The organism is Secundilactobacillus sp. MJ173, from assembly GCF_059704265.1.
Map to the genome: position 1 here is coordinate 20,542 of NZ_BAAKGN010000059.1, position 13,098 is coordinate 33,639.

Below are 13,098 nucleotides of genomic sequence, written 5' to 3' on the forward strand. Positions count from 1 at the left end.
TAGTTTGTAATGGGATGGCTGATGGTCATCCTTTTTTAATTGGCTAGACAGTTAAATGATGGTGTGGGAGAATTAACAAAGATGAGTAAAAGGGGGGCAACAGTGATGGAGATGATGCAACTGATACGCTTTTTATCACCCACAGCCCCAAGGCGCCTGCGAGTCATTGAAAATATTTTAGTGGGCAAACGAACGGTTTCCACACTTTATTGGGGCATGAGATATCATCAATTATCCTGGTTAGGTTACGACAAAAAACTCAGTCGGGAAGCTATGGATCAATCAGTGCGCGAATTAAAAGCCAAGGGCTTGGTGGCGGTGGAGCAGACCAACGCGCAACTAACGCAACAGGGGGCAGTTCAACAGCAAGAATTACTGCAAACTAGTTATCAGCCACAGCATTTAAACATCAGATTAGTCGTTGACGTCGATACTTTTTGGCAACGGCTATTATTGGCGACACAGGTCGTCTCTGAGCAAAGTTATCAGAATCATCAGTATTATCCGCTCCAAACATCCTGGCAGGTCAAACAAGCTGTCAAGCGTTGGTTCCGTCAATTTCACGAGGCTGATTTACAGGCGGACTTTTACAACATTTGGCAGGATGTTTTCACAACCTTACCCAGTGAGCGAGCTTCGTTCATGAGCCGCTTACTGGTTGGCCACCAACGCCCAGGAGATACATTGCAACAACTTTCTCGAGATTTCCAGATGAGCGAGGCCGAAGCTAGGCTGATGGAAATCGATTTGATTTGCTTGGTGGCCAAAGTCGTTTCTCAAACTACCACAGCAAGCATTAACGCGTTGCTGGCTGGTTTGACCCACTCACTGGTGAGTGCCAGTGCGGATCAAACCTTGCGTAGTTTCATGGCGGGTGAGTCGTTGGCGACCATCAGCCAAAAACGGTCGCTGAAGCTGAGCACCGTGCGGGAACACTTATTAGAGGCGGCTATCATGCTGCCTGTGGAACAGTTTGATTACCAGCGGATTTTAACGCCAGAAATAGTTGCTCAAATGGGCGGCCGGTTAAACGGGACGCCACTGGACGAATGGCAATTTAAACAAGTTGAAGATCTACCGATAGATTTTTGGCAGTTTCGACTTTTAGAAATTTTAAGGAGCAAGCACGAAGATGATAAGCACTGAACAACTACATCAGGCACTTCAAGAACGGTTCGGGTTCAATCATTTTCGACCGGGACAGTTAGAGTCACTTACGGCGTTAACCACCGAACATGATACGCTGGCTGTTTTGCCTACTGGAGCTGGAAAAACACTTATTTATGAACTGTATGGTGTGATTACACAACAGTTGGTACTCATCGTTTCACCGTTAATTTCACTGATGCAAGACCAAGTGACGACTTTGAATGTTAAGGGTGAAAAGCGTGCGGCGGCACTGACTTCGATGATGAGTTATTCGGAGAAAAACTGGGTTCTACGGCATTTGAATGGGTATCATTTTATATTCATTTCACCGGAAATGCTCAGCCAAGATCAGGTGCTCAGTGCGTTTCAGTCCACGCAGATTGGATTGTTAGTGGTGGATGAGGCCCATTGTATTTCTACCTGGGGGCCAGATTTTCGACCGGAATACCTGTTACTGGGACAGATCCGGCACCAGCTTCATGATCCATTAACGCTGATGGCCACTGCCACGGCAACTGAGCGGGTTAGAAGTGATATTAAACAAAAGTTACAACTGCCTCAAGCCACTGAAGTCGTCCAACCAGTTGATCGGCAAAATATTTTTTTGAGTGTTGAGCGGTTTGAAGCTCAGACGGATAAAGAAGAGCGTTTGGTTGAGCTTGTGGCTAAGCTAAAGAAGCCGGGAGTGGTGTACTTTTCCAGTAAAAAGAAGGCCAATGAAATGGCCGAACTGCTTGCTACCAAAACGGATTGCAGAGTAGCGGCTTACCATGCTGACTTGGATTCAGAAACCCGGTTTAAGGTGCAACAGCAGTTTATGCAAGATCAACTGGACGTGATTTGCGCCACCAGTGCGTTTGGCATGGGAATTGATAAGAATAACGTGCGCTTTGTGATTCACTACCACGTTCCCAGTGACATTGAATCTTATTGGCAGGAGATTGGTCGTGCTGGTCGGGATGGTCAGCAGAGCGTTGCCATTCTACTGTATCAATCCGGCGATGAGCAGATTGCGTCTTTTTTGAGTGAGGCAACGGTGCCCCAGGAAAATGAAATTCATTACTACTTTCAGCAAAATGCCCCCCAAGTGGCTGGTGATGAAAAAGCCAACTTAATTTGGTTTTATAAACAGCACGGTTACAGTGAGACACAGGTCCAGGACAGCTTTAGGAAGCGACGTGAACAACGGGTGATGGCCTTAAGAAAGATGATGGGTTACGTCCGTACGCCAGCATGCAAGCGTCAGTATATTCAGCAATACTTTGATCAGATCCAAGACGCCACCACAGTACCTGAGCACTGCTGCAGCAGTGACGAGCCGCAAATCGATTTTGGGGTCTTAGGGCTGTTAGCAGTTAAGGCTGAGTCTGCAGTTTTCGATCAGAGTCATCACTCATCAACGCAATGGCCAGCTATTTTACAGCAAGTCTTTAATCTGGAGAGTCTTGAGCCTAGGAACCATTGAAAAAAGTTCCCACTCTAGTGCTAGCTATGGTACAATTCGTAATGAAAGTTTTTGAGGAGGTTAGAGGATGGATCCAAAAAAGGACGATCAATCATCTGAAACAAAGCCTTGGGATCAGTCTTTTGGGGACGATCGAGACGACCAAGGTAATTTGTCCCGGACTAAGCGTCATCGACAAAGCCATAACAATCGATTGATCACGATTATTTTAGTTGCTATTATTATTATCATTGCAGTAGGGTCTTTGATTTACGGCCTAGCACGTCAGAGTGCGATGAATAAACCCGATAATTCAATGAGTGTTTCCAGTGAACAGACTAGTTCTGTTAGCCAAACACACCGAAAAAAAGCTGCCAAGTCCGCGTCAGAAAAGGCAGCTTCGTCTGTTTCTGCAAAAAAAGCGGCGTCTGAGGCCAGTTCTAAGGCACGTAAAACCAGTGAAACAGCTGAGTCAAATGCGACTTCAACGTCACAGACACAACAGTCTAGCCAAAAATCGTCGGTTGCTAAGCAGTCGTCTGCAAGTACGGCATCGACTAAGTCTGCTTCGGCCAAATCTTCAACTACCAGTTCCACTTCTGGTTCGAAGTACGCCACTGTTGGCCAAGGACAAGGAATTTATCGGGTAGCCGTTAACAACGGCATCTCCGTTGAACGGCTGAAAGAACTCAATGGTTTATCTGGGAACCCGACGCTGACCCCAGGACAAAAGTTACGCGTCAAATAAGTTGATATGGGTGAACAAAATGTCAAAAAAAGAGTTACAGGTTGCAATAGATGGACCAGCCTCTGCTGGTAAAAGTACGGTGGCTAAGAAAATTGCGAACCGTTTTCAGTATATTTATTGTGATACGGGTGCGATGTATCGAACAGTCACATTAAAAGCCATGCAGCAAAAAGTTGCCCTGGATGATCCAGTCGCCTTAGCTGCGATGCTCAAAACGACGAAGATTGAATTTAAACCAGGAAATCCCGAACAATTAGTTTTTCTTGATGGTCAAGAAGTTACCATGGCCATTCGCCAACCGGACGTGACCAATAACGTGTCTACGGTTGCGGCTCAAGGGACTGTGCGCGAGGATTTAACGCAACGGCAACGAAGCATTGCTGAAGCTGGTGGTATCGTGATGGATGGCCGTGATATTGGGACGTCAGTTTTACCAAAAGCCGAAGTTAAAATTTTTCTGGTTGCCAGCGTTGAAGAACGGGCACAACGACGGTTTAAGGATAACGCTGAAAAGGGCATCCATACGCCAATGGACGTGCTGCGAGATGAGATTCAGACTCGGGATCATAAGGATTCAACGCGGGCAATTTCACCGTTGACACAGGCGAAGGATGCGGTGCGTTTGGACACCACTTCACTATCGATTGACGAAGTTGTGGACAAAATCAGTGAGATAATTGTCCAAAAACAAAAAGAATTCGCATAAAGTTCGTCATGCTACTGGTAATATTGTTAATTTTCGGATAAAATATAAGTTAGAGTTGTCGCAAGGAGGAAAAGTTCGTATGAGTGAAAACAATAACAATGAGAACAACGATTTATTAAATGCTTTAAATAGCATTGAAACGGTGAATGTTGGTGACGTCGTTAAGGGTGAAGTATTAGCCATTGATGACGACAAACAAGCTATCGTTGGTATCGAAGGCACCGGTATTGAGGGTGTGGTACCACAAAAGGAACTTTCAACAAAACCAGTTTCAGACATCAATGATGTCATCAAGGTTGGTGACACCCTTGATTTAGTTGTTATCTCAAAGATTGGTAACGACAAGGAAGGCGGCAGTTACTTATTATCTGTTCGTCGTCTTGAAGCCCGTAAAGTTTGGGACGAAATTCAAACGAAGTATGAAGCTGGCGAAACTATTGAAGCCCCAGTTACCCAAGTGGTTAAGGGTGGTTTAGTTGTTGATGCAGGTGTTCGTGGATTCGTACCTGCTTCTATGATCAGTGATCACTTCGTTGAAGATTTGAACCAGTTTAAGGGTCAGACGTTAACCTTTAAGATTATTGAAATCGAACCTAGTGAAAACCGCTTAATCTTGTCACACCGTGCTTTGGTTGAACAAGAAAAGGCTGCTAAGCGCGAAGAAATCATGAGCACTATTAAGGCTGGCGAAACCGTTGAAGGTAAAGTTGCTCGTTTGACTAACTTCGGTGCTTTTGTTGACCTCGGCGGTGTTGATGGGTTGGTTCACGTTTCTGAAATTGCTTACGAACGTGTTGAAAAACCTTCAGATGTTTTGAAGGTCGGCCAAGAAGTCAAAGTTAAAGTCTTGTCAGTTGATCCAGATCGTAACCGGATCTCACTTTCAATCAAGCAGACTTTACCAGAACCATGGGATGGTATTGAAGAAAAAGCACCAGAGGGCGCAGTTCTTGAAGGAACGGTTAAGCGTTTGACTAGTTTTGGTGCCTTTGTTGAAGTCTTCCCTGGTGTTGAAGGCTTAGTTCACATTTCACAGATTGCTCATGAACACATTGCAACACCAAATGATGTTCTATCAACTGGTGAAAAGGTTCAAGTCAAGGTTCTGGAAGTTCATCCAGAAGCTCACCGTTTAGCACTTTCAATCAAAGCTTTGAAGGAAAAGCCTGCTGGCAGTGAAGACCATGAACAACAGCAACAACCAAAGCAACGCGCACCTAGAAAGCAAGCTGCACCTACTCAGATGTCAACTGACGATGACGATGCTGGCTTTACTTTAGGTGATTTGATTGGTGATCAACTGAAGAACGCCCAAACGGACTCAGATTCAGATAACAACTAATCTAATCAATGTTTCAAAACCGAAATTTTCATTAAATTAAAATGTCATTTTGAAACGGAATGCCAGTTTCAAAATGACATTTTTGCTGTTATTTAACCGTTATGATTTAAGAACAGAAAAGAGGGATGTTGTATGAGTATGCCAACAATTGCTATTGTCGGCCGACCTAACGTTGGAAAATCAACCATTTTCAACCGAATCGCTGGTGACCGAATCTCCATTGTTGAAGATACCCCTGGTGTGACACGTGATCGAATCTACGCTCACGGTGAATGGCTTGGAAACACATTCAGTATGATTGATACTGGTGGTATTGACATGGGTGATGAACCATTCTTAAAACAGATTACGCAACAAGCTGAGGTGGCCATTGATGAAGCTGACGTGATTGTTTTTGTCGTCAGTGTTCGCGAGGGAATTACCGATGCCGATGATAAAGTTGCTCAAATTCTTTATCGTGCTGATAAGCCGGTCGTTTTAGCAGTCAATAAGGCCGATAATCCGGAACTACGGCAAGACATTTATGACTTCTATTCACTAGGATTCGGCGATCCATATCCAATTTCAGGTGCTCACGGTTTGGGTCTTGGTGACTTATTGGATGCTGTGATTAAAGCTTTTCCTGATAAAGAAGGTGAAGTTGAAGATGACAGTATCCGCTTCAGTCTGATTGGTCGTCCAAACGTTGGTAAGTCTTCCCTGGTCAATGCATTGTTAGGAGAGGACCGGGTAATTGTTTCTGAAATTGCTGGGACAACTCGAGATGCTATTGATACGAAGTTCGTTGCTGATGGTAGCGAGTTTACGATGGTTGATACTGCTGGGATTCGAAAACGTGGTAAAGTTTACGAAAACACTGAACGTTACAGTGTGATGCGCGCCATGAAGGCCATCGATAATTCTGATGTGGTCCTGTTCGTGCTGAACGCTGAAGAAGGGATTCGTGAGCAAGATAAGCGAGTTGCTGGATACGCCCATGAAGCCGGTCGCGGGATTATCATCGTGGTCAATAAGTGGGATACACTGAAGAAGAATAACCAGACGCTACATGATTTTGAAGTTCACGTTCGCGAAGAATTTCAATATTTAGCTTATGCGCCAATGGTGTTCGTTTCAGCTAAGACGCATCAGCGATTGAACGAACTGCCAGCCATGATTAAGACCGTTGCTAGCAACCATGCTAAGCGGATTAAGTCTTCTACGCTGAACGAAGTGATTATGGATGCCATTGCGATGAATCCAACGCCAAACGATAATGGTCGGCGTTTACGTGTTTATTACGCGACGCAGGTGGCCATCCAGCCACCGACTTTTGTCCTGTTTGTGAATGATCCAGATTTGATGCATTTTTCATACGAACGCTATATTGAAAATCAAATCCGGGAACACTTTGATTTTACCGGGACACCAGTTCATCTGATCGAACGTCATCGAAAGTAGAGTTAAACACTGATTTAGCTTGATTTCCGCTCATTTTTCAGACTTGTACGTAAAAAAAGGCCTTTTTGGAATATTTATTGGCCAGAAACCGCAAAAAACCTTGCTATGATAGGCTTTGTGTGCTATCTTGGAAACAGAAATGATACGGAATGCCGTTATTATTTCAGTGGCCTGATTGACTTGTTGATCGGCTAGATGAGATGATTATGTACTCATCATATATTATCCAAGGAGGCGAATCATTCATGGCAAATAAAGCACAACTTGTTAACGATGTCGCAGCTGCAACCGGCTTAACTAAGAAGGATGCAACTGCAGCAGTAGATGCAGTATTTGACTCAGTTCAAGCAACTTTGGCTAAGGGCGAAAAGGTACAATTAATCGGCTTTGGTAACTTCGAAGTTCGCGAACGTGCAGCTCGTAAGGGCCGTAACCCACAAACGGGTGCCGAAATTCAAATTCCTGCAAGTAAAGTACCAGCATTCAAGCCTGGTAAAGCTTTGAAGGACGCTGTTAAATAATTATTTATTGACGGCAAAAGCCAATCCCGTGTGGATTGGCTTTTTTTGATTGTTCCTAGGCGATATTTGCTATATTGACGCGTCGAATCAATGTACAGTTGAAAAAAAGCAATTGAAATACTTACCAATTAGTTTCATACGTAGTCATAGTGCTTGTTAGGCAGTAGCGAAAGTGCTAACATATAATTTCATGAACGAATGAACGAAACGGAGGACCGAAATCAAAATGAGTAGTTACTCACAGCAAGCGCTTGACCAGTTGGAGCGCGGTCAACTTGATCAATTTAAAAAAGCCTATGCCAGTGCGTTGCGGCATGATGATGACGATACGCTTTACAGCCTCGCTGAGGAACTGTATTCACTGGGGTTCTTGAATCAGTCAAAACGGATTTATGAAAAACTATTGAAGCAGTATCCGGACGAAGATGATCTCCGGGTTAACCTAGCTGATGTTCTAATCGACGATGATAAAAACGACGAAGCATTAACACTCTTGAATGAAGTTTCGCCGGATTCGCCAGCTTACGTGCGTTCACTAATGGTGGCTGCTGATCTGTATCAGACTCAGAAACTATTTGAAGTCAGTGAACAAAAGTTACTGAAGGCAATGCATTTAGCGCCTGATGAACCCGCCATTCAATTTGCGTTAGCAGAACTTTACTTTGTGATGCGTGAGTTTAAAAAGGCCATTCCGCTGTATCTTGATTTGATTAAACAGGGGATTCCAGAATTTAGCTCGGTTAATTTGGTAGAACGAATCGGTGTAGCGTATGCTAATGCCGGTAAGTTCGAGCAGGCAATCGGCTATTTAAAACAGATTCACTCGGGTGATATGACCCCTGACGTGAAGTTTGAAACGGCCTTTACGTACTTGCAGTTGAAGGATTATAAACCGGCGATTACGCTGTTTGAAGAGTTGAAAGACACTGATGCTCAATACACCAGTCTCTATCCATATTTGGGACAGGCATTAGTGGCTGAAAACCGGTTAGATGACGCTTTGAAGGTGTTGCAGGAAGGTCTGGGTGTTGACCAGTATAATGAAAAACTCTGGTCATATGCGGCTGATATCGCGGCTAGGGTAGAGGATGAGTCATTGACCGAAACATATCTGAAAAAGGGTCATGACTTGGAACCTGACGACCTAGATATCGTGATCAAATTATCCAATCTTTACGTCAAGCAAGGCCGTTTTCAGGAGACAGTGGACTTTCTGGCTGATTACGTGGGCCAGGATAACGTGGATCCGCAACTGTACTGGAATTTGGCAACGTCATACGCTCGGTTGGAAGATTACGACCAGGCGAACAGATACTATCAGGCAGCAGCGCCATACTTTATGGATCAGGCAGATTTCTTGAAACCGGCCGTTTACTTCTTCCGTGAAATGGGGGAACGTGAGCAGATGCTCAAACTGCTGCACGCATACGTGAAAGTAGTTCCTGATGACGCTGAAATGGCTGAAATATTGGAAAACGAAGAAGAAAATTTTGATTAAGTCATGTGAGGTCGTCGAGATGGCGATCTTTTTTTAACAAGTAATTAATAATAAGTTACTTTAACTTACAAATAAAAATAAAAAAACACACCCCTAATGAGCGTGTTTAAACAGACCGTGAGTCGGTCGCGAATAGGTGAAACCTTCACCGATGGCTTCATTCACGTCAAAAATCGTCATAAAGGCATTTTCATCGAGTTCGCCGACGATAGTTTGTAATTCATGCAACTCGCTGGGACTGACAACGATGTAGAGCATCGGACGATCCTTGTGAGAATAACCGCCTTCACCATGCAGGATACTAACACCACGCTCCATGACCGTCATGACTTGATCAACAATTTCGCGTGATTTTGTGCTGACAATCAACACACCCTTCGCCGCATAAGTCCCACTCAAGATGAAGTTTACCAGACGAGAGAAGACATACGAATAGAGTAAGGTATATGCCATGTGTCGAATATCAATGTAAACGAGTGAAATGAACAAGACCAAAATATCTAGCCATAGTAAGGTTTGACCCATTGGAATACCCCGGAAGCGCTCAAAGATTCGCGCGATGATATCCGTACCGCCAGTAGTACCGCCAAAACGATAGACTAGACCGCTACCAGCACCACCCGTAATACCGGCAGCCATGGCCGCTAAAAACAAATCATGGTGCAAAGCGATGTTGATTGGAACTCGTTGCCAGATCCATAAGAATACGGACAGCATTAAAGTCCCGTAAAGCGTATAAATGATGGCTCGGCGACCTAAAAAACGATAGCCGATCATAATTAAAGGAATGTTGATTAAAATCGTTGAGTAAGCGGGATTAAAGTTAAAGATACCCTTTAAAATCAGTGTTACACCACTGATGCCGCCATCTGCCAGCTGATTGGCAATGTTAAACGCTACCAGTGCGAAGGCGTATGCAGCGCAGCCAATGGTGATCATTAATAAATCAACGAGATGAATCCTTTCTTCAATTTTATTTGACAAACTGATCCCCCCTAACATGAGTACTTTGCGTTTGTACGTCAAGTAAGTTTCCTCAATCATCATAGCATATTCAGATGATGTACAGTTGGTTATGCTAGGGATATCTGGTAAAATTGAATAGACTGAAATCAAACAAAAGGGCCGATCAAAATGAGAATTGAAACATTACCAGAAGAATTTATTAAAGCACAGCCAATCATTGATACGATTGAAGCTGCTGGATATGAAGCCTACTATGTTGGCGGTTCCGTTCGTGACACCCTGCTAGGGCTGCCAATCCATGACGTAGACATTGCCACCAGTGCTTACCCAGAAGAAGTTAAAGCGTTATTTAAACGGACGGTTGACACTGGTATTGAACATGGCACCGTGATGATCTTGGACCATGGTACTGGATACGAGACTACCACTTTTAGGACTGAATCAGGTTATCAGGACTATCGTCGGCCAGATTCAGTGAAGTTTGTGAGATCGTTAAAAGAAGATTTGAATCGGCGCGATTTCACCATCAATGCTTTAGCGTTAAAGACTGACGGGACAATCATCGATTATTTTGACGGTTTAACTGATTTAAAGAATCACCGAATTCGTGCAGTGGGTGATCCAGAAAAACGGTTTAACGAAGATGCTTTGCGCATGATGCGAGCGGTTCGTTTTGCTAGTCAGTTGAACTTTGAGATTGATCCTGAAACAATTGCGGGTATCGAACATCATGGCAGTTTGTTGACCAAAATAGCGGTGGAACGAATTCATGTGGAGTTCGTTAAAATGCTGTTAGGTCAGTGGCCGGCCGTGGGACTTGACGTCTTTATGGACACGGGGTTATACCAGTATTGCCCAGATTTTGAGCCGTACAAAGAGCAACTTGAACAGCTGCGCTTGCAGTTAAAGAGCGGATTAAGCGGTGAAACTGCGGTTTGGACATTACTATGCGCTGCTTTTAGTTTGTCTAGTAAACAAGTCAATCGACTACTCAAGGACTGGAAGTCGGCTAACCAGTTAATTGAAGATGTTCAAGTTGCTGTTAAAGCGGTCAAAGCCATTTCGGAACATTCGGTCGATGCTTGGATGCTTTACCAGACCGGTAGTGAATTATTGCCAATTGCCAATGAAGTGGCCAATCAACTGGGTGAGTCAACCTATGCGACAACGACTTTGTTAGCACGGTATGATGAGCTGCAGATCCATTCTAAAAAAGCGTTAGCCATTACTGGTCAAGATTTGATGTCAGCTGGTATTAAGCCAGGACCTCAGTTAGGTCAGGCGTTGAACTATTTGGAGCGCCAAGTGGTGGAAGGACAGTTGAATAATCAAAATAACGTGCTGCTCAGTGCAGCAATTAAATATCTAAACAAGAAAGCGTGACCAAATGCAAACATTAAGAGCAGAAGGATTGACCCGAACTTACGGTGAAAAGACACTATTTGATAAGGTCGACTTCATTATTAACGAAAATGATCGAATTGGTTTAATTGGTACTAATGGGAGTGGAAAAACCAGCTTGCTAGATACTTTAGCTGGGCTGGCGCAATATTCAGGTGACATTATTACGCCTAACGACTACTCCATTGCGTATTTAAAGCAAGAACCAGAATTCAATGATGAACAGACGATTATGGACGCGATTTTTTCGGGTTCACAAAAGGTCTTTAAGATTATTCGACGTTACGAGGATACCTTAGCAGCTTACAGTGAGGATCCTGAAGATCAGAAGAAACAGCAGCAGTATATGGACGCAGAAGCGCAAATGAACGAGGCTGATGCCTGGAACGCTGAAAGTGACGTTAAAACTATTTTGACACAGCTGCACATCATGGATTTGAATCAGCAGATGGGAACACTATCCGGTGGTCAACGCAAACGGGTTGGTTTAGCCCAAGTATTAATTCAGGCACCGGATCTTTTGCTACTGGACGAACCGACCAACCATCTGGACTTTGATTCTATTGACTGGCTGGAGAACTATCTGGCTAACTACAAGGGCGCTCTATTGGTTGTTACCCATGATCGCTACTTCTTGGATCAAGTGGCTAACCATATTTGGGAGTTGTCCTTTGGTCGGCTATTTCACTACGACGGTAATTACCAAGATTACGTGGGTCAAAAAGCTGAACGGGTGGAGCAAGAAGCCAATGCTGATCATAAGCAGCAGCAGCTCTACAAGCAGGAACTAGCTTGGATGAAGGCTGGCGCACATGCTCGTTCAACCAAGCAGCAGGCGCGTATCAACCGGTTTAATAAAATCAAAGAAAACCTTGGTACGACACCGGTCGAACAAGATGTTGCGATTGATTTAGGACAGTCACGGCTAGGTAAACAAGTGATTGAACTTAAGGATGCTAATTTAACATTAGATGATCATCTGATTTTACAAGATTTTAACCTGCTGATTCAGGCTGGTGACCGAATTGGTATTTCTGGTGAAAATGGGGCGGGAAAATCCTCGCTCTTAAACGTTATGGCACAACGCTTACCACTTGACTCCGGTACGGTAACGATTGGTGAGACGGTCAAAATGGCCTATTATACGCAACGTACTGAGCCTATTCCAGACGATAAGCGAATTATTAACTACCTCAGTGAAGTTGGGAATAATGTAACTGACAAGGACGGCCGTTCCGTTTCGGTGTCAGAATTATTGGAACAATTTCTGTTTCCACGGTTTATGCATGGGACACTAATTCGTAAGTTATCTGGTGGTGAGAAACGCCGGTTGTACTTGTTGAAGCTTTTAATGGAACAGCCAAACGTGCTCTTTTTGGATGAACCAACCAACGATTTGGATATTTCCACGTTGACAGTGCTGGAAGATTATATTAAGCATTTTAACGGGACTGTGATTACTGTTTCCCATGACCGTTATTTCCTGGATAAGGTTGCGGATAAACTGCTGATTTTTGATGGTAACGGAAAAATTGAACGTTATAGCGGGCAATTTACCGAATATTTAGCTAATCAAAAGAAGCCGCAGTCAAGTGGTAAAAAGGCCACTCCTAAGCCCAAAGCTGCTTCGGAGACACCTGTTAAACAAGCTAAAACCAAACTTACGTATAAGGAACAGCTCGAGTGGGATGGCATTGAAGACGAAATTGATGCCTTAGAGACAAAAAAAGCAGACTTACAGGCAAAAATGAACCAAAATGGCGATAATTATGATAAATTAGCTACATTACAAGCAGACTTTGAGGCCACGGACAAGGAATTGGACGAAAAAATGGCGCGGTGGGATTATTTAAGTCAGTTTGCTGAATAAGGAAATGGGAGTG

11 protein-coding genes are annotated in these 13,098 nt (G+C 43.9%); 10 read left to right on the forward strand and 1 reads right to left on the reverse strand.

Features of this window, described 5'->3' with window-relative positions:
• Positions 1-105: 105 nt before the first annotated feature.
• The 8 genes from AC6H04_RS08875 to AC6H04_RS08910 all read left to right on the forward strand — a co-directional run bounded on the left by AC6H04_RS08875 (position 106) and on the right by AC6H04_RS08910 (position 8,848).
• Positions 106-1,146 carry a helix-turn-helix domain-containing protein gene (locus AC6H04_RS08875; protein WP_497571325.1) on the forward strand — a complete coding sequence of 347 codons (1,041 nt, stop codon included), beginning with the start codon at positions 106-108 and terminating at the stop codon, positions 1,144-1,146.
• On the forward strand, positions 1,133-2,614 hold the full coding sequence (locus tag AC6H04_RS08880; protein WP_497571326.1) for a RecQ family ATP-dependent DNA helicase: 1,482 nt from the start codon (positions 1,133-1,135) through the stop codon (positions 2,612-2,614). The genes AC6H04_RS08875 and AC6H04_RS08880 overlap by 14 nt, the downstream gene beginning before the upstream one ends.
• 67 nt (positions 2,615-2,681) lie before the next feature.
• Entirely contained in the window at positions 2,682-3,341 is a 660-nt protein-coding gene (locus AC6H04_RS08885; protein WP_497571327.1) for a LysM peptidoglycan-binding domain-containing protein, read from the forward strand.
• A 19-nt stretch (positions 3,342-3,360) separates the two neighbouring features.
• The gene (gene cmk / locus AC6H04_RS08890) at positions 3,361-4,047 is read left to right on the forward strand and encodes a (d)CMP kinase (protein ID WP_497571328.1); all 687 of its coding nucleotides are present in this window, start codon (positions 3,361-3,363) and stop codon (positions 4,045-4,047) included.
• Positions 4,048-4,126: 79 nt separating this feature from the next.
• Positions 4,127-5,389 carry a 30S ribosomal protein S1 gene (gene rpsA / locus AC6H04_RS08895; protein WP_497571329.1) on the forward strand — a complete coding sequence of 421 codons (1,263 nt, stop codon included), beginning with the start codon at positions 4,127-4,129 and terminating at the stop codon, positions 5,387-5,389.
• A gap of 132 nt (positions 5,390-5,521) precedes the next feature.
• Positions 5,522-6,829 carry a ribosome biogenesis GTPase Der gene (gene der / locus AC6H04_RS08900; protein WP_497571330.1) on the forward strand — a complete coding sequence of 436 codons (1,308 nt, stop codon included), beginning with the start codon at positions 5,522-5,524 and terminating at the stop codon, positions 6,827-6,829.
• 245 nt (positions 6,830-7,074) lie between these two features.
• Positions 7,075-7,350 carry an HU family DNA-binding protein gene (locus AC6H04_RS08905; protein ID WP_054655222.1) on the forward strand — a complete coding sequence of 92 codons (276 nt, stop codon included), beginning with the start codon at positions 7,075-7,077 and terminating at the stop codon, positions 7,348-7,350.
• Between the two features lie 226 nt (positions 7,351-7,576).
• The gene (locus AC6H04_RS08910; protein ID WP_497571331.1) at positions 7,577-8,848 is read left to right on the forward strand and encodes a tetratricopeptide repeat protein; all 1,272 of its coding nucleotides are present in this window, start codon (positions 7,577-7,579) and stop codon (positions 8,846-8,848) included.
• 93 nt (positions 8,849-8,941) lie between these two features.
• Here the strand turns inward: AC6H04_RS08910 and AC6H04_RS08915 are convergent, their stop codons facing one another.
• Entirely contained in the window at positions 8,942-9,832 is an 891-nt protein-coding gene (locus AC6H04_RS08915) for a YitT family protein (RefSeq protein ID WP_497571332.1), read from the reverse strand.
• 150 nt (positions 9,833-9,982) lie between these two features.
• On the opposite strand from AC6H04_RS08915, the gene AC6H04_RS08920 reads away from it, so the two are divergent.
• Both AC6H04_RS08920 and AC6H04_RS08925 read left to right on the forward strand, forming a co-directional pair.
• The gene (locus tag AC6H04_RS08920; RefSeq protein WP_497571333.1) at positions 9,983-11,197 is read left to right on the forward strand and encodes a CCA tRNA nucleotidyltransferase; all 1,215 of its coding nucleotides are present in this window, start codon (positions 9,983-9,985) and stop codon (positions 11,195-11,197) included.
• 4 nt (positions 11,198-11,201) lie between these two features.
• Positions 11,202-13,085: an ABC-F family ATP-binding cassette domain-containing protein gene (locus AC6H04_RS08925; RefSeq protein ID WP_497571334.1), complete on the forward strand. Its 1,884-nt coding sequence runs from the start codon at positions 11,202-11,204 to the stop codon at positions 13,083-13,085.
• Positions 13,086-13,098 lie beyond the last annotated feature (13 nt).